Annotated in this window: 23 protein-coding genes; 12 read left to right on the top strand and 11 right to left on the bottom strand. The window is 70.5% G+C overall.

Annotated elements, in window-relative coordinates; all coding sequences use genetic code 11:
• Positions 1–136: 136 nt before the first annotated feature.
• Positions 137–3,634 (top strand): serine/threonine-protein kinase, encoded by a 3,498-nt coding sequence (locus QSK26_RS01780; protein ID WP_285773142.1) that lies wholly within the window; start codon positions 137–139, stop codon positions 3,632–3,634.
• A gap of 125 nt (positions 3,635–3,759) precedes the next feature.
• Here QSK26_RS01780 and QSK26_RS01775 read toward each other — a convergent pair whose 3' ends face one another.
• Complete coding sequence (locus tag QSK26_RS01775; RefSeq protein ID WP_285773141.1) at positions 3,760–4,014, bottom strand: hypothetical protein; 255 nt, start codon at positions 4,012–4,014, stop codon at positions 3,760–3,762.
• 1,014 nt (positions 4,015–5,028) lie between these two features.
• On the opposite strand from QSK26_RS01775, the gene QSK26_RS42060 reads away from it, so the two are divergent.
• Positions 5,029–5,184, top strand: a complete 156-nt coding sequence (locus tag QSK26_RS42060) for a hypothetical protein (RefSeq protein WP_502888654.1) — start codon at positions 5,029–5,031, stop codon at positions 5,182–5,184.
• Between the two features lie 208 nt (positions 5,185–5,392).
• Here the strand turns inward: QSK26_RS42060 and QSK26_RS01765 are convergent, their stop codons facing one another.
• Positions 5,393–5,824, bottom strand: a complete 432-nt coding sequence (locus QSK26_RS01765) for an RICIN domain-containing protein (protein ID WP_285773140.1) — start codon at positions 5,822–5,824, stop codon at positions 5,393–5,395.
• 375 nt (positions 5,825–6,199) lie between these two features.
• Between QSK26_RS01765 and QSK26_RS01760 the strand changes: the two genes are divergently transcribed.
• A complete protein-coding gene (locus QSK26_RS01760; RefSeq protein ID WP_285773139.1) occupies positions 6,200–6,376 on the top strand; it encodes a hypothetical protein in 177 nt (58 codons plus the stop codon).
• Positions 6,377–6,521: 145 nt separating this feature from the next.
• On the opposite strand, the gene QSK26_RS01755 is transcribed toward QSK26_RS01760, so the two are convergent.
• A complete protein-coding gene (locus QSK26_RS01755; protein WP_285773138.1) occupies positions 6,522–8,201 on the bottom strand; it encodes an ABC transporter ATP-binding protein in 1,680 nt (559 codons plus the stop codon).
• 269 nt (positions 8,202–8,470) lie between these two features.
• Between QSK26_RS01755 and QSK26_RS01750 the strand changes: the two genes are divergently transcribed.
• From QSK26_RS01750 to QSK26_RS01730, 5 genes are all read left to right on the top strand, one after another.
• Positions 8,471–8,614: a lasso RiPP family leader peptide-containing protein gene (locus QSK26_RS01750; RefSeq protein WP_285773137.1), complete on the top strand. Its 144-nt coding sequence runs from the start codon at positions 8,471–8,473 to the stop codon at positions 8,612–8,614.
• A gap of 118 nt (positions 8,615–8,732) precedes the next feature.
• Entirely contained in the window at positions 8,733–10,601 is a 1,869-nt protein-coding gene (locus QSK26_RS01745; protein WP_285773136.1) for an asparagine synthase-related protein, read from the top strand.
• Positions 10,602–10,676: 75 nt separating this feature from the next.
• Complete coding sequence (locus QSK26_RS01740) at positions 10,677–10,943, top strand: lasso peptide biosynthesis PqqD family chaperone (protein ID WP_285773135.1); 267 nt, start codon at positions 10,677–10,679, stop codon at positions 10,941–10,943.
• Positions 10,940–11,374, top strand: coding sequence for a lasso peptide biosynthesis B2 protein (locus QSK26_RS01735; protein ID WP_285773134.1), 435 nt, complete (start codon positions 10,940–10,942; stop codon positions 11,372–11,374). Before QSK26_RS01740 ends, QSK26_RS01735 begins: the two co-directional genes overlap by 4 nt.
• Before the next feature lie 165 nt (positions 11,375–11,539).
• Complete coding sequence (locus QSK26_RS01730; RefSeq protein ID WP_285773133.1) at positions 11,540–12,283, top strand: PDZ domain-containing protein; 744 nt, start codon at positions 11,540–11,542, stop codon at positions 12,281–12,283.
• A gap of 75 nt (positions 12,284–12,358) precedes the next feature.
• Here QSK26_RS01730 and infA read toward each other — a convergent pair whose 3' ends face one another.
• Positions 12,359–12,583, bottom strand: coding sequence for a translation initiation factor IF-1 (infA, locus tag QSK26_RS01725; protein ID WP_285773132.1), 225 nt, complete (start codon positions 12,581–12,583; stop codon positions 12,359–12,361).
• Between the two features lie 35 nt (positions 12,584–12,618).
• Positions 12,619–13,032 carry a hypothetical protein gene (locus tag QSK26_RS01720; protein WP_285773131.1) on the bottom strand — a complete coding sequence of 138 codons (414 nt, stop codon included), beginning with the start codon at positions 13,030–13,032 and terminating at the stop codon, positions 12,619–12,621.
• Positions 13,033–13,403: 371 nt separating this feature from the next.
• Here QSK26_RS01720 and QSK26_RS01715 point away from each other — a divergent pair, with 371 nt between their 5' ends.
• Complete coding sequence (locus QSK26_RS01715; protein WP_285773130.1) at positions 13,404–13,781, top strand: hypothetical protein; 378 nt, start codon at positions 13,404–13,406, stop codon at positions 13,779–13,781.
• Positions 13,782–13,808: 27 nt separating this feature from the next.
• Here QSK26_RS01715 and QSK26_RS01710 read toward each other — a convergent pair whose 3' ends face one another.
• The 3 genes from QSK26_RS01710 to QSK26_RS01700 form a co-directional block, all read right to left on the bottom strand.
• Positions 13,809–15,257, bottom strand: a complete 1,449-nt coding sequence (locus tag QSK26_RS01710) for an Ig-like domain-containing protein (protein WP_285773129.1) — start codon at positions 15,255–15,257, stop codon at positions 13,809–13,811.
• A 195-nt stretch (positions 15,258–15,452) separates the two neighbouring features.
• Positions 15,453–16,133, bottom strand: a complete 681-nt coding sequence (locus QSK26_RS01705) for a response regulator (protein WP_285773128.1) — start codon at positions 16,131–16,133, stop codon at positions 15,453–15,455.
• A gap of 11 nt (positions 16,134–16,144) precedes the next feature.
• Complete coding sequence (locus QSK26_RS01700) at positions 16,145–18,103, bottom strand: sensor histidine kinase (protein WP_285773127.1); 1,959 nt, start codon at positions 18,101–18,103, stop codon at positions 16,145–16,147.
• A gap of 247 nt (positions 18,104–18,350) precedes the next feature.
• Between QSK26_RS01700 and QSK26_RS01695 the strand changes: the two genes are divergently transcribed.
• Positions 18,351–19,274: a CPBP family intramembrane glutamic endopeptidase gene (locus QSK26_RS01695; RefSeq protein WP_285773126.1), complete on the top strand. Its 924-nt coding sequence runs from the start codon at positions 18,351–18,353 to the stop codon at positions 19,272–19,274.
• On the opposite strand, the gene QSK26_RS01690 is transcribed toward QSK26_RS01695, so the two are convergent.
• Both QSK26_RS01690 and QSK26_RS01685 read right to left on the bottom strand, forming a co-directional pair.
• Positions 19,249–22,026, bottom strand: a complete 2,778-nt coding sequence (locus QSK26_RS01690) for an AfsR/SARP family transcriptional regulator (RefSeq protein WP_285773125.1) — start codon at positions 22,024–22,026, stop codon at positions 19,249–19,251. The genes QSK26_RS01695 and QSK26_RS01690 overlap by 26 nt on opposite strands.
• A gap of 1 nt (position 22,027) precedes the next feature.
• Positions 22,028–22,384: a hypothetical protein gene (locus QSK26_RS01685; RefSeq protein WP_285773124.1), complete on the bottom strand. Its 357-nt coding sequence runs from the start codon at positions 22,382–22,384 to the stop codon at positions 22,028–22,030.
• 148 nt (positions 22,385–22,532) lie between these two features.
• Between QSK26_RS01685 and QSK26_RS01680 the strand changes: the two genes are divergently transcribed.
• Together QSK26_RS01680 and QSK26_RS01675 are read left to right on the top strand one after the other, a co-directional pair.
• A complete protein-coding gene (locus QSK26_RS01680) occupies positions 22,533–23,048 on the top strand; it encodes a hypothetical protein (protein WP_285773123.1) in 516 nt (171 codons plus the stop codon).
• A 10-nt stretch (positions 23,049–23,058) separates the two neighbouring features.
• The gene (locus QSK26_RS01675; protein WP_285773122.1) at positions 23,059–24,141 is read left to right on the top strand and encodes a protein kinase family protein; all 1,083 of its coding nucleotides are present in this window, start codon (positions 23,059–23,061) and stop codon (positions 24,139–24,141) included.
• 40 nt (positions 24,142–24,181) lie between these two features.
• On the opposite strand, the gene QSK26_RS01670 is transcribed toward QSK26_RS01675, so the two are convergent.
• Positions 24,182–25,426: a hypothetical protein gene (locus QSK26_RS01670; protein ID WP_285773121.1), complete on the bottom strand. Its 1,245-nt coding sequence runs from the start codon at positions 25,424–25,426 to the stop codon at positions 24,182–24,184.
• Positions 25,427–25,490 lie beyond the last annotated feature (64 nt).

Below are 25,490 nucleotides of genomic sequence, written 5' to 3'. Positions count from 1 at the left end.
CCCGGGTAGCCGGTCGCTGGCCCGTTCGAGCGTGCATGATGTCGCCTCCGCGACCGTCCCCCCGGAACACGAAGTAACCGGCGATCGGCACCAACCACTCGCGGTGTCCGTGCGTCTGATGTGAGGAGGAGGCGCGATGGATGCGTTGGCTGCGGGCGATCCCGATCGGATCGGCGGATACTGGCTGGCCGGTCGGCTCGGCACGGGCGGTCAGGGGGTCGTCTACGAGGCGTACGACGCCGCCGGGGGGCGGTACGCGCTGAAGGTGCTGCGGGCCGGAGCCGACGGCGAGCAGCGGCGGCGGTTCGACAAGGAGATCGCCGCCGCGCGGCGGGTGGCGTCCTTCTGCACCGCGCGGATCATCGACGCGGCCCCGGCCGCGGCCCCGCCCTACATCGTCAGCGAGTACGTGGAGGGCGTGGACCTGCGCCGGGCCGGGCGGCTCTACACCGGGGACGACCTGCACCGGCTGGCGACCGCGGTGGCCGCCGCGCTGACCGCCATCCACGAGGCCGGAGTCGTCCACCGGGACCTGAAACCGGACAACATCCTGCTCGGCCCGGACGGGCCTCGGGTCATCGACTTCGGCATCGCGCGTACCGAGGAGATGTCGCTCACCGCCGGCGGGTACGTCGCAGGCACCCCGACGTACATGGCTCCGGAGGTGCTGACCGGTGGCCGTGCCGGTGAGGCGGCCGACGTGTTCGCATGGGGTGGCGTGATGGTCTTCGCCGCCACCGGCGAGGACCCGTTCCGGGCGGACACGCTGGGCGCGGTGATGCACCGGGTGCTCTCCCACGACCCCGATCTGGGCGCGCTGCCGCCAGGCGTCCGCCCGCTGGTAGCCGCCGCGCTGAGCAAGGAGCCGGAGAACCGGCCGTCCGCGCGCGAACTCCTGCTCGCGCTGGCGGGCGGCGGCGTCCCGGACCGGTTCGACGGGCTGCGCCCGGCGCATGCGGCCGACCCCGCGCTCGGCGTCCTCGCCGAGGACGCCTACGCGCTGCTCACCCCCGAGGAACGCGACCTCGTCCCCGAACTGCTGCTGCGGCTCGTCGCGATAGGCCCCGACGGGCTGGAGACGGTACGGCCCGCGGCGACGGCCGACCTGCTGCCCGACCGGCCCGGCGCGCGGCGGCGGATTCTCACCGTGTTCGGCTATATGCTCACCGAACGCGACGGGGAGGTGGTCATCACCAGACCGGCCGTCCTGCGCGCCTGGCCCCGGCTGCGCCAATGGGTGGCGGCCGACCGCGACGGTCTTCCGCTGCTGGCCGAACTGTCGCAGGCCGCCCGGATCTGGGAGACGCACGGCCGCCGCGAGGTGGACCTGTTGCAGGGCAGCCGGTTGGAGACGGCGCTCGGCTGGGCCGCCACCGGACGCCGGCACGTCTCGCTCACCCCGCCCGAACGCGCCTTCCTCACCGAAGCGGGCAGGCTGACCCGCCGCAGGGGCAACCGCCGCCGGCTGCTGACCGTGATCCTCGCGGCGCTGCTCGCCTTGTCCCTGACCGGCGGGTTTGCCGCGGTCTACCAGGGGGCACAGGTGTCCGGGCAACGCGACCAGGTGGCGGCCGAACGCGACCGGGCGCGCGGACGTGAGATCGCCCGGGTGGCCGCCGACCTGCGCACGACCGACCCCGTCCGGGCGATGCTGCTGAGCGTGGCCGCGCACCGGCTGGCCCCGGGCGTGGAGAGCCGCACGGCGCTGAACTCCGCGCTGCTCCAGCGCGAGGTCACCGCGTTCCGCCCGCCGCCGGTCCCCGGAGTCGTCACCCAGGCGGTCAGCGGCGACGGCCGGACGCTCGCCGCGATCAGCGAGAGCGGGGTACGGGTGTACGACGTGGCCACCGGCAGGCAGACCGCGACCTGGACGTCGCCGAGACTGGCCGGGGGTGCGGCCGGCGCGGAGCTGAGCCGGACCGGGCGGCTGCTGGCCGTGGTGATCTTCCAGAGCATCGTGGTCTGGGAGACCCGTACCGGCCGGCTGGTGGGCGTGAAACCGATGGAAGGGGACAATCCCAGCGGGATCGCGCCGGCGTTCGACGACCACGACTCGCTGCTGGCGATCGGCTCGACCGGGCCGCCGTACATGATCTGGGACGTCGAGCACGACCGATCCATCCCCCTGCCGGAGGAGCAGGGGGCGTTCGCCGTCGCGCCTTCGGGGGAGATCGCCGCGACCGTGCACGGCGAGGGCGTGGTCAGCGTGTGGCGGATGCCGGGCTTCCGGCAGGACAGCCGGTTCCCGACCGGCTGCGGCGACTCGATCTCGTCCGTCGGCTTCAGCCCGGACAGCCGTCTGCTGATCTGCGGCGGCGAGCGCGTCGAACTGTGGGACACCGCGACGGGCCTCCTGGTCGCGCGGATCGCGAACAACGAGGAGAATCCCTGGCCCCGGGAAAGCCCCCAGGAGGACGCCAACGCCCCCACGGCCGTGCGGTTGAACACGGACGCGACACTGGCCGCGGGGTTCCTGGGCTCCACCATCCGGGTGTGGGACGTGCGACGGAGCCGGCCGATCCTGGAGTACCGGGCCCACGGCCTCGTCTCGGACCTGTGGCTCGACCCGGACGGCGGATTCCTGCGCTACCTCCTGGACGGTGACGTCGTCACCCTCGACCTGCGTCCCGCGATCCCCGCCCGCCGAGTAGGGGAGGACGCGTCCACGGAGGAGATCAGCCCTGACGGCCGCTGGCTCGCCGTCGAACCGCCCGGCGGCGCGTCGAGGCTGGAGCTGTGGGACATCCCGGCAGACCGCCTGGCCGGGGCGATCCCGGTGTCCGCGGGGACCACCGTCGACGTCACGTTCGATCCCTCCGGCCGGACCGTGGCCGTCTCCCACATCAGCGAGACCGTCGACGTGTACGACGCCGCGACGCAGCGTCGGCTGTGGTCCTACCGGCATCCGGACGGGCTGATCAGCACGAGCGAGGCGTTCACCGGTGACGGCCGCACCTACGCCGCGGTGTACTCGCAGAACTCCCAGCGTCAGGTCGACTTCTGGCTGCACGAATGGGACGCGCGCAGCGGACGGCCGATCAGGGTCGTCAAACTAGATCTATCGGTCTTCGACTTCGCTTTGATGCCCGGCGGTCAAGAGCTGGCATCGGCGACCGGCCGGTTCGTCGGCACCACGACGGGCAAGCCCGCCGGTCTCGGATACGGCACCGCGTCCGCGATCATCACGGACCGGGCAGGGCGGTGGCTTGCCCTCGACCGGAACCAGAGCGTCGCCCTGTGGGACGTCCGGAACGCCATGATCCTCACCCCCGACCTGCGCTTCCCCGGGCAGGTGGAGGCCATGGCCTTCAGCCCCGGCGGAGACGTGCTCGCCACGCTCTCCGGCAACGTCCTGTACCTGTGGGACGTCGCCACCCGCCGGAGCATCGGCAAGATCGGCGTCGACGAGGGCAGCGACTACCTCGCCGAGCACCTGGCCTTCACCTCCGACGGCAAGAGGGTGCGGGCCGCGACCGCCGGGGGCTTCGTCTATGAGCTTCCCGTCGAGCCCGCCCTGGTGGCCGACGCCGTGTGCGCCCGCGCCGGCCGTACGCTCACCCGGGAGGAATGGCGGGCACACCTCGGCGGCATCCCTTACCGCGACGTCTGCCCCGCCCTCCCGGTCCGGCGGTGAGTAGCCTCGAAGGGCGGTTCAGGTCGGGCTCCGGTGCCGGCGTTCGCGGGCGGCGCCGATGCCGAAGACGACCTGCGGGAGCACGAGCACCGCGAGCAGGACGAGCGGCACCGTCCAGTCGCCGGTCAGCTCGTGAACGGCGCCCAGGGTGAGAGGCCCGGTGGCGGCGAGAGGTAGCCGACGCCCTGCGCCATGCTGGACAACTGGGCCGCGTGCCGGGAGTCGGCTGCGCGCAGCACGATGAACAGCATGGCCAGGCTGATCGCCGCGCCCTGCCCGAGGCCGAGAAGGATCATCCACAGGTAGGTCCCGCTGGCCCGGGGAGACCTTCGCTGGCAGCACCGGCACTCCGGGTCGGTGAAGATCGCAACACGATGCACGACAGCGGCGTGCGCAGCGCATCCGGGAGGGGGAGGCAGCACCGGCTTTGCGGGGTTGGTGAGGATCGCAACCGCTCATCGATCTGCGTGAACACCTGCTCGATCACGGCAACACCGGCCCTCTGGAGTCGGTGAGGATCGCACCGCGACCGTCCTGGGCGGCAGCATCCCAAGGCCACGGCGAGGTACCAGTAACAACCGCGCCGCCTCAGAGCAGCACGCCGACGGTGTCCGTCAAAGCGGACAACAAGATCAGGGCGGTGAGCCGGGGCTGCTTGTCGGCCCTGATTGGTCGTGTGGTGGTGCTGCGTTCTTCCCGGCGTGATGAGCAACCGGAATCTTGCGACGTCCGCCAGATGGGCTTGGCTCTGCGGCTTAATCACGTACTGGGGACGTACACGCGTGGCCACGTACAGGGTGTTTTCGCAGGTCAGAGACATGAAGTCGTCCGGCCTCCGGAGCCGGGAGCGCAAGTTCGAATCTTGCAGGGGGCACACAGTCTTGATCAGCGGTTATGGCTGCTGACCAGGGCAGACAGCACAGCATCGGGCGGGTCTCCAGTCTCACGGAGTCCCGCCCGTTCTCATTGTGGATCATCATCTGTAGACCAGTTATGGACCCATGATCCGCACCTTGGCGAGGGGCGAGCCAGGGTTACGAGCGTAAACCTGATCTAGGGCTGTGAGCATCCCCGCAGGCGTGGTGCCGATCGTGCCTGGGCCATCTCTGCGAGGGTGGGCCGTGGTCATCATCAGACGTAGAGCCCGACGTTGAGACGCCCAGCACCGGCAGCAGGCTTACGGGGAAGCCTTTGGCTGTCCTGGCCGCTATCCGAGCACCCCGTACCTGCGGCGGCCGTCCCCGAACCCGTCCAGATCGAGTGCCGGCCGATACGGCCTGCACCTCCAAGGCCAACCGGAGCACCTGCGCAGGCGCGGCATCAAGGCCACCATCCCCAGCAAGGCCGACCAGGACGTCGCACGTCGCAAGAAGGGGGCGAAGGGCGGTCGGCCATTGCTCTTCGACCCCGAGATATACAAGCAGCGCCACGCCGTGGAATGCGGCATCGGCCGTCTCAAACGCAGCCGCGCGGTGGCCACCCGGTTCGACAAGTTGGCCGTACGCTACGAGGCCACGATTTGCATCGCCGCCATCAACGAATGGCTCTGACCCACTTCGATACAGGGCCTTAGGTGGCCCGGCCCATGGGCAGGGAAGTGAGGGTCGAGCCGTCCGGCGTTGCTCAAGCGCACGGTTTCACCGCGTCCGCTGTGGATCAGCGCCCGCTCGGCCAGGTGCCCGTAGACGGCGAGCGGCCAGGCCCGGATCGTGCCGTTGTCGTGGACGTCCAGGGTGCGGTCAAGGTGCGTGATCGGCGCTATGACTTACACTCTTCGAAGAACCACATTTGGTTCTGCCCTTCCCATCTTCCCCATACCGCTATTCTCGTTCCAGGGTCGGAGGACCCGTGGTTCGTAACTTCGAGATCTTTCTTGCAGTTGGGGACACACACGCGGCAGGACAGCGCGACCGCCTCTTCCTCCCACACATGCCACTCGAACGGGGATTCCCGCAGAAGGGCGCCGTCGTCATTCTTCGGCTGAAGATCGGTGCTGAGGTATGTACCTGTTCCGACGTTCCGCAGGGTCCACCCATCCCCGATCCGGTTGAGCTGCCACATCTGGGTGTCGCTGTCATTCAAAGGATTTCCGACGGCATGGACCGTGCCGCCGTCCTCGGCGATATCGATATAGGTGCCGGACTTCACGTTCCGTATTCTGTAGACTTTTTCTGATTCGATGTCAGTCAAGTTGCGCGCTCTTTCCCGGTGCCGGCAACGGCTCCGAACCTCCTTGATCCTTGAGTTATCTTGCCGCATATGTCCTTTCCCGACCACTTGCCAGGCGGCAACGTTTGACAGGTGACCCCTACGGATCCCGAGCCCGCTCGACGGCGGATCGTGCGAGATCGGCCTCCCGCGCGATCCGGCACCGGGCCGCCCTCCGGGCCGGTCAACGGGCCGGCCTCTGAGCTGACCGCGGAATCGAGCGTCTCCAGTCTCACGGAGTCCCGCCCGTTCTCGTTGTGGATCACTGGCTGCGTGCCGGAAACGGAGCCTCGGCCTTAACCTCGAAGCGGCCGGCGGCCGCACCACGTTCCCAGTGGGGCGCGTGTCATTACGCGCATGCCGATGCCGGACGAGCGGCGCGACCTGGCAACGTCAGTGGAGTTGCGGGAGTTCGGTGGCATGCCCGAGGGTGTGCCACTGTTCGAGATCGTGCCGGGGCACCGGAAGCTCCGCGAGGTTCTGCGGGGTGACCACGTCGAGTTGATCTTCGAGGATGCGGCGCCTGGCGAGTGAGCCTCGCCAGGCGGAATTCTGCAGCAATCTGCCAGCGAGTTGGAAGCTTTGTGCGGCTGACGGCGGGAGGCCTCTTGACCTGCGTAGATGCTTCTCAATGCTATTCCGCGGATTATGCGGGCGGTGGCCCTGGTGATGGATCGAGTCAGCTCAGCAGGAACTGGGTGGCGGCCAGCTCACGGTAGAGATTGTCCTGACCCACCAGTTCGTCGTGCGTCCCTACGGCGCGTACTTCGCCTGCCTCCATGACCACGATGCGGTCGGCGTCGGTGACCGTCGAGAGCCGGTGGGCGATGATCAGAACAGTTGTCTCGGTGGCCGTCTCGGCGATGACCTCGCGCAGTCTCAGCTCGTTGACAGCGTCAAGCTGGGAGGTCGCCTCATCGAGTAGCAGCAGCCGGGGCTTGCGGAGCAGTGCCCTGGCGATGGCTACGCGCTGACGCTCTCCGCCGGACAGCAGCACGCCGCGGTGGCCGACGGGAGTGTCGAGGCCCTCTGGCAGCCGGGTGACCAGGTCGCCGAGCCGCGTACGGGAGATGGCGCGTGCCAGTTCTTCCTCTGTGGCGTCCTGGGCGGCGTAGAGCAGATTCTCCCGGAGGGTCCCGGACAGCACGGGCGCGTCCTGTTCGACGTAGCCGAGTGTGGCCCGTAGTTCGGCGAGTGGCCAGTCGCGGATGTCGCGGTCGTCCACGGTGATCGTGCCGCTCTGGTGGTCGTAGAAGCGTTCCAGCAGGGCGAACACGGTGGATTTGCCTGCGCCTGATGGCCCCACGAGTGCGGTCAGCCCGCCGGGCCGTACGTCGAAGGTGACGCCGTTGTGGACGATCGGCCGGTACTCGCCGTATCGGAAGACGACGTCCTGGAATCGCACCCCGATGGGTGGGGAGCCGGCGGGTTCGGAGCGGGTGAGGGGCGCGGGGGTGACGATGAGCTCGGTGGGCAGGTCCTCGATCTCCTTGATTCGGTTCACGGCCGCCAGTCCGTGCTGGAGTTGCACGAGACCTTCGACGATCTGCCCGATGGGGGCGATCAGGTAGAAGAGGTACAGCAGGAACGCGATCAGCCCGGAGAGCTCCAGCGCGCCCGAGGCCACTCGGGCGCCACCGACGGCCAGCACGCACACGAACGCGATCTGCATCGCCATCCGGGTCGTCATTCTGGACAGCGATATCCACCGGGCGACCTGCAGTCCTTTGTCGCGGGCGCGCGTTGCGGCGTCGCTGATGACCGCGATCTCGCGCTCCTCCGCGCCGTTGGCTTTGACGGTCCGGTGGGCCTGGAGTGAGCGGTCGAGCATGGCCCCTGTATCACCTAGAGCCTCTTGGGCCCGCTTCTGGGTTCGTCGGATAGTCGGCATGATCAGTCCGGTAAGCCCGCCGATGAAGACCACCACAAGCAGCATGACCACCATCAGCAGCACGCCGTCCATGGCTGCCATCAGGACGATGGCTCCGACCAGCAGGAACGCGGCGTTGATCGAGTTGACGACCCCGTTGGTCAGGACGACGCGCAGCAAGATCGTGTCGCCGGTCACCCGCGACAGCAGGTCGCCGGGCTGGAGGTGGTCGACATCGGCCATCTTCAGACGGAGCATCCGGTCGACGAGTCTGTGCCGCGCGCCGAGCACGATGCCCTCGCCGGTCCGCTCCATCATGTACGTGCCCAGCGCCGAGACCACGGCTCCGACCAGCACTGCCACGGTCAGCGCGAGGAGAAGCCCGCCCATCGGGCGGTGCTCGCCGAGGGCGTCCACCATGTGCTTGGCGAGCAAGGGCATCGCGAGTCCCGCGGCTGAGCCGACCAGTCCCAGTGATCCACCGGCCATCAAGATCCACTTGTGTGGCCACAGGTAGGCGAATAGCTCTCTGATCACCATGTCTCAGCCCTTCTCCGTGACTACCTGGGGCCCCATCTCGGTGCAATCGAGGGGCGTCCTCGCTGTCGGCGGCACAGCACCTCTTGGGTGTACGGGGTGCGCGGCGTCTTTGTGTACCCATCCACCTACAGTGCTGGTAACAAAAAGTATCTCTATAGCTACTGAGAGTAATGGTAGAGAAGGGGTGACACATCAGTGCAGTGAAAGGAGCGTGTGCTGTGGAGACCTTTCCTTGCCAGGCGGTGTACGAGCCGCCCGCGATGATCGAGATCGGCGGCTTCGCCGATCACACCCTCGGCGCTTCCCTCGGCGTCCCCGACGGTGGCTCTGGGTCGAATGCGTTCTTCCGCGTCTGGTGGTAGGACCCGCTCCCGTTAGGAGCAGGGCCGCGGCTGGGAGCGGCTGCAGGTTCACGGCCCAGGCCGTGTCTCAGCACGACTGATGAGCCGAACGCTGACGGAGGGATCTGCGGTGATGCCCATGGATGGTGAGATGTGGTTCGCCGTGCTTCCGGACGCGGATGCGGCTCAAGCAGCGGCTGACGCGCTGCGTCGCCGGGCCGCCCAGGTGATCGAGCACGCCTCTGGGCGGCCATGGCTGGTCGGTGAGTGGCCGGCGGATCAGATGCACCTGGCGGGTGCGGGCGCGGCGAAGGTGGCGGTGATCGGGCGCTGCCCGGCCACCGCCGCCGACCTGGCCGGACAAGTACGCGGGCTGCGCGACCCCGCCCGCATCGGCTCGCTCGTGGTGGGCCTGCCGGGCAGCTTCCATCTGTGCGTCTCTGCCGGCGGGCAGGTGGCCGTCCGTGGGGTGATCTCAGGGATGCGGCGGGTGTTCCACACGCGCCTGGCAGGGGTCGAGGTCGCCGCCAGCAGGGCCGATGTGCTGGCTGAACTGGTGGAGGCGCCGGTGGAGGAGGAGGTGCTCGCCGCTCGCCTGCTGCCTGTCGGGCTGATCGCCCAAGTGCACGAGACGTCCATGTGGCGCGGAGTACGTGCCTTGGCGCCGGAGTCGTTGCTGCTGCTGCACGCGGACGGGTCGTGGGCGACGCGGCGGTGGTGGCGCCCTCCCGACCCGGTCATGCCGCTGAACGAAGGCGCGGTTGCGCTGCGTGAGGCGCTGATCGGCGCGGTGGACTCCTGCACGGCGTCGGGCGGCACCATCAGCGCCGACCTGTCAGGAGGGCTGGACTCCACCAGCCTGTGCTTTCTGGCAGCGCAGGGGCGAGCCAACCTGGTCACCCTGCACTACCGCACACTTGATCGCTTCAACGACGACGACGCCTGGGCAACGCGAGCGGCCGAAGAGTTGCCGGTGGCCCAACATCTGACCATCAACGCCGAACAGGTACCCAGGTGGTTCTCCGGGCTGACCACCGTGCCCCCTGCCCTTGAGGAGCCCGGTGGCTGGATTCGCGACACCGAACGCCTGACAGCGGTGGCCCACCGGGTCAAAGCGGCCGGGTCCCGGCTGCACCTGACCGGTGGCGGCGGCGACGAACTGTTCTGCCCCACACCCGGCTACCTGCACGACCTGATCCGCAGCCGGCCACTCACGGCACTACGGCGCCTAAGAGCGCACCGGCCAATGTGGCGGCAGAGCTACATCACCCTGCTACGCGCCCTCGTCGAGAACACCCCCTACGACAAGTGGCTGACCAGGTGCGCCGAACGCCTCACCACCGGGCCTCTCGATCTGAACGACCCCTCGACCAGCTGGTCCATCCAGCCGTTCATGCCGGTATGGGCCACCCCCGAGGCGGTGGCCGCGGCCAAGCGCGTGCTGGACGGCATCGCACGCCAAGCACCCGAACCGCTGGCCCCACAGCGCGCGGCGCATCAGCTCCTGGTCATGATCCGCAGCTCAGGGGCGAGCAACAGACTGTTGCAGCAGGGCATCGCCCGGCACGGCGTGCCGTTCGACGCTCCCTACCACGACGACGCCGTGATCGAAGCCGTGCTGTCGGTGCGCTCCCACGACTGGTCCCAGAGCGGCACCTTCAAGCCGCTGCTCACGGCGGCCATGACCGGCATCGCCCCCGCGCCGATCCTGCGGCGCGTCACCAAAGGCGACTACGCCGCCGAGTATTACGCCGGCTTCCACCGTCACCGGCGCGACCTGCTCGACCTCATCGAAGACTCACACCTGGCCCGGATGGGACTGGTCGACTCCGACGCCTTCCGCGCTGCACTACTCGCCCCGCAGCGAAACTTCAGCGACCTCGCCGTCCCACTGCAGCAGACGCTGGGATGCGAGATGTGGCTGCGCGCTGCCGCCCACCACCAGGCCAGCCCGCACCCGCCCGCGCCCGCTGCCGAGCAGATCCGCACACCACCGATCAACCACTGATTCCACCCCGAGCAGGAGGCATCCGCCGCGACGCCCGGGGCCGACGCGCTCAACGCTCCAGAAAGGGGGCCCTTCATGTCCGTGCGGCTTAGCACGCACGTCAGCCTTGGCGACACCGCCGACGCCCTCATCCTGCTGGACGGGCGAGCCGGCCGATACTGGCAGCTCAACGCCACCGCGACCATCATCGTCCGCGCCTTGCTGGCCGGCACCGCCCCGGCCCAGATCGCTCAGGACCTGGCAGCCTCCCACCCCGTCAGCGCCGAGCAGGCCGCCGCCGACCTCCAGGCCCTGCTCGCACACCTCACCAAGGCCAACCTCATCGAAACAGTCACCCCATGACCCCTATCGTCCCCTTCACCGCCCCCCGCCCACCGTTGACCCGACGCGTCACCGCCCGCGCGGCCACCACCGCGGCTCGGCTACTGGCATGCCTGCCACCCCGCCGCATCGTCGCCGTGCTACGCCTCATCCGTCACGGCTCGGTCCCCGCCACCCACGTCCAGGCCCTGCGCGCCCGCAACGACATCGTCGCCACCAGCAAGCGCTGCGCCGGCCGCTACTGCTTGCAACGCTCCCTGGCCACCACCCTGCTCTGCCGGATGCGCGGCACCTGGCCCCGATGGTGTACCGGCGTGCGAACGCCTCCCTTCAGCGCCCACGCCTGGGTCGAAGCCGAAGGGCAACACATAGGCGAACCCGCCGACACCGTCACCTACCAGGTCATCCTCGCGGTCTCCCATCCACTCGTGGACCTGGAAGCGACCACCTGACAGGCCATCGAGGAGGCTAGGCGCACTCCGCCACAACGCGCCGCAACATCTCGTCGGCCTTCCTGTGTCCCTCCCGGCTCGGAGGTACACGCTCCGCATAGAGGAAAGAAGGAATATCAGATGAAACACGTCACTGTCGGCCGCAGGACCGCCTCCATGGGGGCCGTGGCGCTGATCGCGCTAGCGCTGCCCGGTGCCGCCCAGGGCGCATCCGCCCTTCCGGCCACCGGATCGGCAGCGCTCCGCACAGGCTCGGCGGTGCTTCCTGCGTCGCCCGTGCGCATCCCACCGCAGCAGGAGGTGCCGGAACTCGATGCCCCGGGCCCTGCGAAGCCTGTCACCTTCCCACCGGACCGCCGCACCCGCCCAGCTTCGGGCACGTTCACCTTCACCGCTCCGCGCTACACCCGCATCACCCGCCTGGAGATGAACTGCCGCCCCCGCCCCTGCGCGGAGGCCATCGCCACCGACGGCTCCACCGCCACCGTCCGCATGGGGCCCGGGCGGTGGGGGTGGAATCTGCCGGTACGCGTGTGGCTCCAGGCCGACCCCAGTGCTCCAGTGCCCCGGGCCCGGTACAGCGGAAGCCTGAACGTCGACGGCGAGCAGCAGCCCCTCGACGTGATCATCACCGAGGGCAAGCACGGCATATTCGGCATCGTCCGAGAGGACACCCCAGACAATAGCGGAGTCCTGGTGGCCGACGTCGCGCCGGGCGGCCCCGCCGACAAGGCCGGGATCCGTACCGGTGACGTCATCATCTCCTTCAACGGCAAGCCCATCACCAACTCGAAGGAGCAGGTCGCCGCCCGCACACAAGTACGCGCGGGAGCCACAGTCCCCGTCACCTACCGCAGGCCCGACGGCAGTGTCAGAACCACCGAAGCCACCCTGGTCGAGATGCTTTGATCATTGCTGGCATCGAGCACATCTCTGGTCCAGGTCGAAGATTTCTTTTCCTATTTCAGTGTGTCCCGTCCGCCGCTACGTCCTGTATCGGAAGAGGATTCGGCCGCGGGTGAGGTCGTATGGGCTGAGCTCCACGAGCACCCGGTCATACGGCAAGATCTTGATGTAGTTCTTCCGTATCTTTCCGCTGATGTGCGCTAGCACTTTGTGCCCGTTCTGGAGCTCCACCCTGAAGGTGGCGTTGCGCAGGCACTCGGTGACGGTGCCCTCGACTTCGATGCCGTCTGTTTTTCTTGCCATATTCTCGCACTTCTCCGTTCGGTGGCGGTGGGGCGTCAGCGGAGCGCCAACTGCGGGTTGCTGCTCGCACGGCAGGCGCCGACGCCCTCGAACAGCGCCATAGCCGCCCCGTCCGGCGGCGGTGGCGCTGAGCCGAGTTCCGTGACCCGCGGGTCGGTGGGCACGAGGTACTCCCACTTGCGGCGTCGGGTCGTGAAGCCGGCTTGCTCCCAGTTGGACGTCAGGTCGAGGTCGGCCTCATCGACCACCGTGTGCAACGGCTTCGGCAGGTCCGTCAGCATGGCATCGGCGAGTTGGTCAAAGACCGCGCCGTGCCACGCGTCGATGCTGAGGAAGATCCGACCGTCGGGCCTGTGCGAAGTGTCGCCGCGGCCGACCGCTCGGTCGTCCTCCACGGCGTGCCATCGCTTCTCCGCGACCCGCGTGATCACTGCGGCATGCTTGCCCATGCCCGAAGTGAGATGCACAGAACTCATAGGTTGTTGCCTTTCGGGATTGCCCTGTCGAGGCGCTCCCGGCGACACCTACGTCAATCGCCCGACCATGACGGCAAGGGGGAGCACCCACTTCGATGCAGCGTTCATGGGTCTCACCTCCTCGCGCGATGTCACGGTCTGCCGCAAACTATCGGCCCGAACATCGTCCTGTCCAACCATTTTCCCGCCGACCAATCCGTCGGCCGACGGCTTGGTCGGCATGGTCGGGGTCCGTGATGGTGAGGACCTTCGTCAGACCCTGGCTGCATGCGTTGTCGCCGGCGCCGTGGGGGCAGTCGTGCCGAAGAAGAGTGTGCCGGAGGCCGCTCCGCCGATCACGGCTGGTGCGCCGGCCAGGAGCCTCGCCGGACGAGCCGATCGAGCCGATCGAGCCGATCGAGCCGATCGAGCCGATCGAGGTGATCGAGGTGATCGAGGTGATCGAGGTGATCGAGGTGATCGAGGGGTGTCATGGTGAGCGGCGGCAGATTGTCGGGTTGCCGCCGGCGATCGCGAAGCTGACCGCCGGCAAACAACCGCCACCCGCCCGCTGCCGTCCAGAGCGACGTGCGGGGGGCGGGCAGCTTGGTCGTGTCGAAGTGGCACCAGGTAGGGGGCTCAGTCTCGAAGGTGGCCTGGCCTTTGTCGATGCTCCTTCCGTCGGGAGTGCGGCCCCAGCCCAAAGCAGCGGCGGGGCCGTCGCATTCCGGCTCGCAGACTAAGGAGCGATCACGGCCGGTCTGTGTCCGTTAGTTCTTGGCCATGGGCAGGCAGGGGGGTGTTTGGAAGACCACGCCGTCGAGGAAGTTGCCGATCGCCGGGTTGCCGCCGGCGGCTGATACCGACTCGAAGGAGAAGCGGGTGACGGTCTGACCTGGAGGTACGACGTACGTGCCGGTGTAGTGGCCCCAGGCGGTGTTGCCGTCGGAGATGTCGGGGGAGGTGGCTCCGGCCGGGGTCTGGGCGACGGTGGCGCCCGGTGCGCCGATGAGCACCCGCATCACGTCGGTGCCCTGGCGGCCTCGGTGGTACAGCGACCAGGTCATCACGGTCCCTGGCACGGTGGGTACGTCCTGGTAGAGCGCGGAGGGCTCGTTGGCGTTGAGTTCGGCGAACTGCCGGCCGTCTGCGGCCGGGACGCCGCTCGAACTGTTCCAGAACTCCAGCTTGCGGTCGGAGGCGGTGGTGTGCCAGCCGACGGCGGAGTTGGTGGAGGCGTCGGGGATGTTCCAGTCGATTCTGGCCACGGGTGGCGTCTCGAAGCTGCCGTTGAGCAGGTTGATGGGCTCGCGGGTGCAGGCGACGGTGACGGTGACCGTGGCGGTGCTGGTCCCGCAGGCGGTCGTGATCGTGTAGGTGAAGGTGTCGGTGCCGCCGAGCCCGTTGTTCGGCGTGTAGATCACGTTGTTGCCGGAGATCTTCACCGTGCCGTGGGCTGGCTGGGTGACGCCGCTGATCGTCGGCGCTGTTGCGGTGTCGTTGGCCAGCACGGGCACGGTGACGGCCGTGCCCTCGTCGGTGGTGGCGGTGTCGTTGGCGGCCTTGGTGGGCGAGATGGATTGGCCATCGACGATCTGGATCGCGGGAGCGGATGTGTTGTTGCCGAGCTGGCCGGGAGCGGCGATGACGCTGCTGATCCCGGTGGGCCGCATGGTCATGCTGCGTCCGACGGTGCCTTGCTTGACCCGGAAGGTGATGACCTTTGCCGCCGGGTCGGTCTTCGTGCCTGACGACGGGATCGTCAGAGTGTTGCCACTGATGGTGCCGGCCCCGGACTGTGCGACGACGTCGGCGTTGGCCAGCAGCGACGAGAGATCCCACGTGGTGGTGTAGCTGCGGACCAGCGCCGGCCACTGCGCCGTGCTGTGCGTCATCGTGAGAGTGAAGGTACCGCCCGGGGTGATCTGACCACCCCACAGGGACGGCGAGGTGTTGACCGGGATCGCCCCTCTGCCCAGCTGCATGCCGAACGCGTTCTTCCAGTAGTACTCGACGGGGTAGGTCGTCTGGCCCTGGCGGACGCAGGCCGAGTTGGCGGCTTGGGAGACCGTCTTCGGTGCGGTGGTGGCCGCCTGTGCGCCGGTGGCGGTGAGGGGTGCCGTGATCAAAGAGAGTGTGAACGCCCCGGCGAGGGTTCCCGTCACCAGGACCTTGGCGCGATTGCCGAGGCGACGCGGGGGACGTGCTGCAAGCTTCAACTTGTCTCCTCACGGTAAGTAGTTGGCAAATAACTATCTGTAATCAACTTGGGGTGCAAGGGTTTGGCTTCGGCGGGCCGGTCCTAGGGGAGAATCGGTCCGAATTTTGCGATCATGTAAGTGATCTTGGTGAGTGATTCCGTCATTTGTTGCGGTTGACCGCCATAGCGTCCGCGTTGGTCGACGGAGAGGGTGTCAGCGGGAGAGTCCCGGGGTGCCCGGGTCGCCGAAGCCGGCGCGGCGGGCGCGGACGACGGCCTGGGCGCGGTCGGCGACCTGGAGCTTGGCGAAGATCGAGGTCAGGTGGTTCTTCACCGTCTTCTGGCTGATGAACAGGCCGCGGGCGATCTCGGGGTTCGATCTGCCCGAGGCGAGCAGGTCGAGGATCTCCCGCTCGCGGGCGGTCAGCTCGGGGAACGGTCCGCTGTCCGGCCCGGAGGTCAGGAACCTGCGGATGCGGCGGGCCACCGCCGGGCCGTACACGGCCTCGCCGCGGGCGACCGACCAGACGGCGGCCAGCAGACTCGTGCCGTCGGTGCCCTTGAGCACGTAGCCCCTGGCTCCGGCGCGCAGCGCGGCGAAGACGGAGGCGTCGTCCTCGCTCATCGTCAGTACGAGGACGCCGAGGTCGGGCTGCCGGTCGATCAGCCGCCGGGTCGCCTCGATGCCGGAGGTGCCGGGCATCACGAGGTCCATCAGGACCACGTCGGGGGCGAGGTCGAGGCCGAGCCGGACGGCCTCCTCGCCGTCGCCCGCCTCGCCCACCACCTCGATCCCGCCGACGTGTTCCAGCAGTGCCCGCAGCCCGTGCCGCAGCAGGGGGTGGTCGTCCACCAGCAGCACCCGGAGCGGCCGTTCCCCGGGGGATTCCTCCATGTTCACGCCCTTCACAGTGGCAGCACCGCCTCCACGATCGTGCCCGTGCCCGGGGCGGATGTCCGGTGCAGCCGGCCGCCGAGCTCGGCCGCGCGTTCCCTCATGCTGACCGATCCCACTCCCTCGCGGAACCGCGGGGGCAGCCCGTGGCCGTCGTCGCCGACCCGCAGCACCAGCTCGCCGTCCGTCACCCGGGCGGTGATCTCGACCCGTTCGGCGCCCGCGTGCCGCAGCGCGTTGGCGAGCGCCTCCTGGGCGATGCGGTAGGCGGCCACCTCGGTGGCGGCGGGCAGGTCGGGGAGCGGTTCGGGGAGCAGCACGGTGACCGCCGTGCCGCCCTCGGCGTCCAGCGCCAGGTCCTCCAGAGCCCCGCCCAGGCCGAGTTCGTCCAGGGCGGGCGGGCGCAGGTCGTGGACGACGCGCCGGACGTCGGCGACCAGGTCCCGGGTCAGCTGCCCGACCTCCGACACCGAGGTGCGCAGGGGCGGGGGAGCGCCGGACGGCACCAGCGCCTCGATCAGGTCGAGTCGTACGCCGATGGCGACCAGGCCGGGTCCCAGCCCGTCGTGCAGGTCGCGGCGCAGCCGGCGGCGTTCCTCCTCGCGGGCGACGACGAGCCGTTCCCGAGACGCCTGCACCTCTCCGGCCAGCCGTACGGCGGCGAGGGCCACGGCGAGCTGGCGGGCCAGGTCGCCGAGCACGGTGAGGTCCGCCGCGGACAGCGCCTCGCCCGGCGAACGCGGCGCGACCCACAGCTCGCCCTCCTGTCGGCCGCCGACCGCGAGCGGCAGCCGCAGGCCGTCGGCGGGTACGGAACCCTTGACGCACACCGGCGACCCGTCCACGCCGAGTACGGCGACCGCGGGCAGCCGCAACGCCCCGGCCACCGTCTCGGCCGCCCCGTCGAGCAGCCTGGTGGGATCCGCGGACATCTCCAGCCGCTGCCCCAGCATGGACAGCGCGGCCGCCGGATCGCCCCGGCTGCCGAAGAGCAGCCGCCCCACCGCCCGCTGCACGGCGTCCCGCAACGGCGCGAACGCGACCGCCACCACGGCTGTCGCGGCCAGCGGCCCGAACACGCCCCCGCTGTGCAGGAACGTGCCGACCGTGGTCACGGTCACCAGGTAGGCGGCCAGCAGTATCCCGGTCACCACGGCGTAGACCGCGGTACGGCGGAGCAGTACCTCGATGTCGAACAGCCGGTAGCGGAAGATGGCCACCGCGGTCGCCGCCGGGAACAGCGGCAGCGTGACCGCCTGGAGCCACGCCCCGATCGGCGGGTCGGGCGGCAGCACCTGGTCGGCCACCATCGCCAGCGAGATCGCGACGACCGAGGCGAGCACCGGCAGCAGCAGGCGTCGCTGCTCGGCGGCCCGCACCCGCACCACCATGGCGGCGGCGCCCGCGATAGCCGCCGCCGCGACCCAGACGGCGAACACCGGCCCGGCGACGGAGTCGGTGGGCACGAACCCGATCGGGCTCGGCACCTCCGCCCCCCACAGCCAGATCCGGTCCCGGAACATGAGCAGGACCTGGATGACCGCCATCCCGGCGACCAGCGTCAGAAGGACCGGCCGCCAGCGCGGGGACGGCGGCCGTTCGTCGGGCAGCAGCAGCGGAAGCAGCAGCAGCGGCCCGAATCCGGTGAAGAACACCCAGTTGACCACCCACGCGGCGACCTCGGCGCCGGGCCACCCGTGCACCTGGCCGTACGCCGCGTACCCGCCGGCCAGGGCCTGCGCGGACAGGCCGGCGCCGCCGAGGAGGAACAGCAGGCCGACCGCGTTCCGCCGCCGGCGGCTGACGATCAGCGCGCCCACCGCCGGATAGCTCAGGCCCACGCTCGCGTCGAGCACGAGGTAGGTGGTGTCGGCCGTGGGCACGGCCAGCGTCAGGCACGCCCCCACGGCGACGGCGGCGCAGCACAACACGGCGATCAGCCAGGGCCGGAGGAGCACTTCAGGTCGCACCCAGACATCATGGGACATCCCCATTGTGGGCGAAATAGGACCAGAGTCCCGTCCCGCCCGGGACCCCCTCCCAGTGGTTCATCACCGACCGGCAAAGTGGGCGATGCCCGAAGGAGAGAGCCACCGCCGGGGAGGCGGTTACGCGTGCGGGACGACGGCCGAGAACCGGCACGGCGCCGATCGCCCGGGACCACGAGGGGACCGCCGCCTCAACCGGCCGGGACCGCCGGCCGGATCTACTGCCCCCATGCACACCACCACACCACCGCCCACCGAACCCCCCGCCCCGGCCTTCACCGCCGCCGAGCGCGATCTGACGCGGCGGCAGCTCACGGTCTTCGCGCTCGTGCTGCCCGCCCTCGTCCTGCCGTCGCTGGCCTACGCCGTCTCCCAGGGGCTCGACCTGAACCGGCTCGACCAGGCGCCGGTCTCCGCCCAGATCGCCGTCTTCAGCGGCGGCTTCATGCCCGGCGTCGCCGGACTGGCCGGCTGGCTGGCCGCCGGGCGCGGCCTGCGCGGCTTCGACTGGGGCCTGCGCCGGGTCCGCTGGCCGGTGATCGGGCTGGCCTGGCTGATCCCGGTGCTCGGCGTCATCCCCGCGTACGTCGTGGCCTGGCTGACCGGCGCCGCCCGTTTCGACCCGGGCAACCTGGCCACGAGCACCGGGCTGCCGCCCGTCCTCGGCGTCCTGCTCGGCCTCGTCCCCGGCATCGTGCCGTACATGCTGCTGTCGTACGGCGAGCAGATCGGCTGGAGCAACCTGCTGGCGGTCCGGCTCTCCGCCACCAGGAGCGTCGACGCCACCGCGCTCATCGTGGGCCTCGCGTGGGGGGTGTCCCACTTCCCGCTGATGCTCCTCGTGCCCGGCGGGATCGAGGAGGGCGTCCCCGCCCCCTACGCGTTGCTGTGGTTCATGGTGGAGACGGTCGCCCTCGCCTATCCGCTGGTGTGGCTGCGGCTGCGCACCGGGAGCATCTGGCCCGTCCTCGTCCTGCACGCCACGCTCAACGCCTCCGTCTACTTCGTCGCCGGGGCGATGACCGCCGCCACGGACCACTCCGGCTGGTTCGTCGGCGAAGGCGGCGCCCTCACCTCGGTCTTCATCGCGCTCGCCGTGCTCGGCACCCGGCCGCTGTGGCGGAACGTCACCGCCTCGTCCGCCGCGAACTGAGCAGGGAGTGCACCCGCGCCTGCGGCAGGGCGGCTCCCTGCCGCAGGCATTCGTCGAACTCTCCGGCGGACAGCCCCCGGCGTACGGCTTCCGCCTGGCGGGGGGCGTCCACCGGGTCCATCTCCAGCGGGGAGAAGCCGACGCGCGCCCCGATGGCCCGCACCGCGCCGAGCACCCGCGCTCCCTCGGCGGGCCGGCCGGACTCGGCGAGCGCCGCGGCCAGGGTGTGCGCGATGACCAGCCAGGAGGTGAGGTCACCGTCGTCGTCCAGCAGCCGCAGCATCGGCGCGCCCACCGCCAGGGCGTGTTCGGCCTCGCCCAGCCCGAGATCGGTCTTCACCAGCAGCCAGGTGGAGGACGCCTGCACGAAACGGTGCTCGCAGGCGGCGGCGACGGCGATCGAGTCCTTCAGCGTGCCGCGTCCCTCGGCCACCTCCCCGCCCAAGGTCAGCAGCATGCCGAGCGCCATCAGGGCCTCCGCCTCCAGCCAGGCCACCCCGGTGAGACGGGACAGGTCCAGCGCCGCCCGCGCGTCCGCGACCGCGGTGGGGACGCCGCACAGCCCGCCGAACAGCGCCCGGTAGGTGAGGCCCTGCCCTTCGGACATCAGGTCGCCGGCGGTCCTGGCCGATTCGGCGGCGTCCCTGGCCGCCTGGTGGGCGGCGGGGAAGTTCCCCGCGAGGTAGCTCAGCCCGGCCACGCCGAGCTGCGCGCGGGCCCGTACGCCGGGAGCGGCCTCCCTGGTGAGCTCCATCGCCGTCGCCAGCCGGCCGAGCCCTTCGGCGACGTGGCCGCGCCGGTACCAGAACCAGGACAGGGCCGCGCACAGCCGCAGCGCGTATTCGCCGTCGCCGGCCAGCAGCGCCGTGGTGAAGGCGGCCCGGTGTTCCGGCTGGTCGGCGATGAGCAGCCGGATCGCGGGCACCGCCCGGTGGCCGCGCAGCCGCGCCTCGGCCGCCTCGGCGCGGGCGAGTACCCAGGCCCGGTGCGCGGCCTGGGCGCCGGCCAGCTCCGCCGGATCCTGCCGGGTCGTGGCGAAGTCCCTGAGCGTGCCGAGCAGCCGGTAACGGCGCGGCGACGTACCGGACTCCACGGTGACCAGCGACTTGCGCACCAGCGCGGTCAGCCCGGCCAGCACCGGCCCGCCGCACACCTCGGCGGCGGCCTCCAGGTCGAAACCGGCGGCGAACGCGCCGAGCCGGTGGAAGAGCGCGCGCTCGGCGGGTTCCAGCAGGTCGTAGCTCCACTCCACGGTGCGCAGCAGGGTGGCGTGCCGGCGCGGCCCGGGGCCGGAGACGAGCACCGTGAAACGGTCGTCCAGCGCGGACAGGATCTGGTCCACCGAGAGCATCCGGCACTGGGCGGCGGCCAGCTCGATCGCCAGTGGCAGCCCGTCGAGCCTGCCGCACAGCCGAGCCGTGGTCTCCAGCTCGGCGCACGTCGGCTCCCAGCCGGGCACGACGGCCGCGGCGCGGTTCAGGAACAGCTCGCCCGCCTCGTCGCCGGTCAGCGGCGGCACCTCGTACACCGCCTCGCCGGCCACGCCGAGGGTCTCCCTGCTGGTCGCCAGGACGCGTGTCTCTGGGGTGCGGGCGAGCAGGGCGGTGACCGTTTCGCGGACCGCGTCCACCAGGTGCTCGCAGTTGTCCAGCACCACGAGGAGCCGGCGGTCCCGCAGCGCCCGCGCCAGGGCCGTCGTGGTGGACGCGCCTGCGACGCCCACGGCCTGCGCGATCGTCGCGGCCAGCAGGGCGGCGTCCCGCAGCCCGGCCAGGTCGACCAGCCAGGGACCGTCGGCGTCCCGGCGGGCCCTGGCGCTCTCCAGCGCCAGCCGGGTCTTGCCGATCCCGCCCGGCCCGGTGAGCGTCACCAGCCGGTGGCCGGCCAGCATCGCGGTCACCCGGCCGATCTCGCCCGTCCGGCCGACCAGCCCGGTGACCGGGAAGGGCAGGTTCCCCGGCACGGCCGGGTCCGGCGGGGCCTGCGGGTGCAGGGCGTCGTCCTGGGCGAGGATGGCGGTCTCCAGGTCGCGGAGCATCGGGCCCGGATCGATGCCCAGCTCGTCGGCGAGCAGCCGCCGGGCGTCCCGCAGCGCGGCCAGCGCGTCCCCCTGGCGGCCGGAGCGGTAGAGCGCGAGCGCCAGCAGTTCCCAGCCGCGTTCGCTCAGCGGGTGCTCGGTGGCGAACTTCTCCAGGTCGCCCACCACGGCGGCGTGCCGGCCCAGCGCGAGCTGCGCCGCGAACAGGTTCTCCTGGGCCGCCAGGCGCAGCCCTTCCAGCCGGGCGACCTCGGGAGCCGCGAACGGCGCATCCGGGTAGTCCGCGTACGGCCTGCCTCGCCACAGTCCCAGCGCCTCCGACAGCGCCGTCGCCGCCGCCCCCGGGTCCCCGCCGGTCAGCAGCCGCTCGCCCTCGCCGGCCAGCCGGGCGAACCGCTCGGCGTCCACCTCGTAGGCGTCCACCCGCAGCGCGTACCCCAGGCCCTCCCGGGGCAGCACGCCGGAGTGCGTCTTGGCGGTCCTGCCCGGTTCCAGGGCCTGGCGCAGCCTGGCGATGTAGGAGTGCAGGGTCGCCATCGACGGCCCCTCGTGTTCGCCCCACAGGGCGGAGATCACCGTTTCCGCGGCCACCACCTGCCCCCTGGCGGCGGCCAGCACGGCCAGCACCCCGCGTTGCATGCGCCCGCCCAGCGCGACCTCGACCCCGTCCACCTCGGCCGTCACCGGCCCCAGCACGTTGACGCGCAGCGTCACGTCACCCTCCGGTCCCGCGCACGCGCGTCCCGACCTGCAGAAGGGGGACCAGCACGCCCAGTGTCCAGGCCCCCGCGACCAGCCGCCACGGGGCCCGGTGGAAGCCCCAGTCGAAGCCGCGCAGCCCGCGCCCGCCGGCCGCCCAGGCCACCAGCCCGGCGACGGCCGGCATGAACGCCTGGCCGAAGAGCGCGATCTGCGCGGCGGGCGGCGACTGTTCGAGCCGGTTCACGTCGGCCCCCTGTGACACGGCGACGGCGACCGCCGACAGCACGAGCACGGGCAGCACCAGCGCGAAGACCGTGAGCCGCCGCCGGGTGAGGCCGGATGCCGGCGTTGGAGAGATGATCGTGTTCACAGCGGCAGTACAGCCGCCCGGCGGTCCCGCTCACCTGAGCCCGAGGTCCCACCCCGGTCCCGCATCCCGCCCGTGCTCCAAGCCGTGCAGGGTCCGGCTTCAAGCGGATCCCAGGCGGGGCGCAAGTGGCGGCGGCGACGCTGGGGCGGTGAGCGACATCTTCCTCGTGCCGCCGTCCGGCGCGTCCCCCGGGCGGATCGGCAGAGTCGTCCTCGTCGTGCTGTGGGCGGCGATGGGCGTGCTGCCGATCGTGTTCGCGGTGCCGGGCCTCCGGCTCGCCGCCGGCGTGACAGGCGTGCCCGGCACGCTGACCGTGGTCTCGTGCGCGGCGCTGGGGGAGGGCAGGTACGACTGCCGCGGCTCGTTCGCGCCGGCGTCCGGCGGGCCGGCCGTACCGGTGCGGGCCTCGCCCGACTCCACCGCCGGCGACGTGCTGCCCGCCCGCCTCGCCCCGGGCGGCGACCGCGCGGTCCCGGCCGGCGCCGCCGGGGTCCTGGCCGCGCTCGCCCTGCCCGGCGTCGGCGTCGCGGGCCTCGGCTTCCTGCCCTACGTGATCGTGTACTGGTACGGCGGGCGGCGCGGCCGGAAGGCGGCGGCCGTCTTCGGTTGGGTCCTGACGGCCGCCGGTGTCATGATGACGGCCCTGGCCCTCACGGCCGGATGATCCGGAGGCGATGGTGGAACGACCTGACATGTCCCACGCGGCGCGGCTTCGTTCCTACGGGGACGTCTCCACGACCCTCGCCCTGTACGGCGACAGCCGGCTGCGCCGGCTCGTGGACGCGGCCGTTCCGATCGGCTCCGGAATCGGCGGGGTGTCGGCGCTCATGGACGTCGCCGGAGTTCCGGTGTTCGTGAAACGGGTGCGTCTCACCGACCTGGAGACACGGCCGGAGAACATCCGGTCCACCGCGAACCTGTTCGGGCTGCCCACCATCTGCCAGTACGGCATCGGCGGGCCGAACTTCGGCGCCTGGCGGGAGCTCGCGGTGCACACGATGACCACCGACTGGGTGGTCTCCGGACGGTTCTCCGGATTCCCCCTGATGTACCACTGGCGGGTGCTCCCGGACGTGGCGCGGCCCCTTCACGAGGAACTCGCCGACGTGGAGAAAGTCGTCGCCTACTGGGGAGACGCGCCGGAGGTGCGCGACAGGATCGAGGCTCTCCGGGAGTCGTCGGCGAGTCTCGTGCTGTTTCTGGAATACATTCCGCGAAATCTGCACGACTGGCTGGGGGAGCAGGTCAGCGCGGGTGGAGAGACCGCGGAGCGGGCCTGTTCCCTGGTGGAGGACGAGCTCGCGGCCGGCGTTTCGTTCATGAACGCCCGCGGGCTGCTGCATTTCGACGCGCACTTCGAGAACATCCTGACCGACGGCCGGCATCTCTATTTCGCCGACTTCGGCCTTGCCATCTCCACCCGTTTCGACCTGTCGCCGGAGGAGCTCGACTTCTTCGACCGGCACCGCGTCTACGACCGCTGCTACACGAGCACGTACCTGGTGCACTGGCTGACCGTCGCCCTTTACGGGAACGACAGGGAGGACACCCGGGCGCGGATCCGCGCCTGGGCCGCGGGCGAGCCTCCCACCGGCCTTCCCGGCGCGCTCGCCGAGATCCTCACCCGGCACAGCCCGCTCGCCGACGTGCTGGCGGACTTCTACTCCCGCCTTCAGACGGAGGACAGGAACACTCCTTACCCGCTGACCGAGATCCGACGGGTCGCCGCCCTGCACGGCCTCTCCCTCGAAGCCTGACGGGCACCCCGATCGAGAGGCTCCGGGCGGCGCGGCGACGTCAGGGAAGGGGAATCAAAGCAGGCTCCGGGGACGTGTGGCGTAGTTCGGCGGTGTCCGCGGCGTTGTGACGTCGCAGGATCCGCGCGATCGACGACACCCCTCGTGACAGATCGTCCCGGATGAGTATGTCGGCCGAGGTCGAGACGCTGATCCAGCGTCCGAGGACGCCGCAGCGAGTCGTTTCGCCGGCGATCTCGGCGCGGCCCAGCCCTTCTTGCCGCAGGGTGTCGTTCAACTCGGAGATCAGGATAGGAGCGTGTTCCGGCGGACGGTCCTGGGTGGCGAGCACCAGACGCAGTTCCCATGACTGCGCGCCGGCCAGGGGACTCGGGCCGAACCATCGCTTCGCCACGGAGCCGCGCGGCAGTCCGGCCAGCGTCTCCACGGCCCAGCAGGACTCGGCCCTGCTCACCGGTTCGGTCAGGGCACGTACGAGAACCGGATGGACGGCGTCCGCGGTGTGCAGGGCCGCGGCGAGCGGTTCGAGGTGAGCGGCGCCTTCGGCAGTGGTGCAGCGATTGAGGGCAGCGCGGATGGTGGGGGCCCGCAGGGATGGGGCGGTCATCGCACCGGCGAGGATCCGGGCTGCCTGACCGAGGAGAGCGGTCCAGGCGGTGAAGGGGAAGTCCGCGGATCCGGGGGTGCGCAGCGAGTTGAGGTCGCGTGGGGTGGAGTCAGGGGCCACCTGCTCGACGACCAGGTGGCCATCGTCCCCAGTTGTCCAGCGCAGTCCGCTGCCGCGCAGGTCATGCCGTTCGAACCAGTCGCGGGTCTCGGGCCGCAGGCCGTTTTCCGGGCGAGGGCGCACCGCCTGAAAGGCCGCGTCCATCAGTGGGGTGATGACGTCCGGGTCGTCCTGCTCATCAAGGACGACGAAGCGGGCCAGCAGCGCAAGCGCCGGCCCGGGGTGGCGGAGTTGCGGATCGTGCAGCGCCAGGGCCCGGGCAATCAGGTCCAGTTCGCTCCACCGCATGGTGTGGGGATGGAAGTGGGTTTGATCGTCCCAGCCGACGGTGATGGGTTGCGCCAGTCCGGGGGCGGTAAGAGCGAGGTCGAAGTACCCGGTGACAACGTCCAGATCAAGGACGAGGGCGAGTCCTTCGCCCACCTGGAACTCCGCGGTGAACGTTTCCCCGTCCTCATCGTCGTCAAGGTCAGGCTCGGGCGCGCCATCCTCGAAGAGGTATGCCGCCCAGAAGTCAGGGTCGGCCATTCGAGCCGCCAACACGTCGTCCAGAGGCATATCGCGCATGTTACAGATGTGGAATGGCCAGGACGACGACACGGGCGAGGACCTGGCCGGCCTC

The organism is Microtetraspora sp. NBRC 13810, from assembly GCF_030268685.1.
In the GTDB taxonomy this organism is placed as follows: domain Bacteria; phylum Actinomycetota; class Actinomycetes; order Streptosporangiales; family Streptosporangiaceae; genus BSRQ01.
Note: the sequence above shows the minus strand (reverse complement) of the source record. Positions and strands in the feature narration are given on the sequence as shown.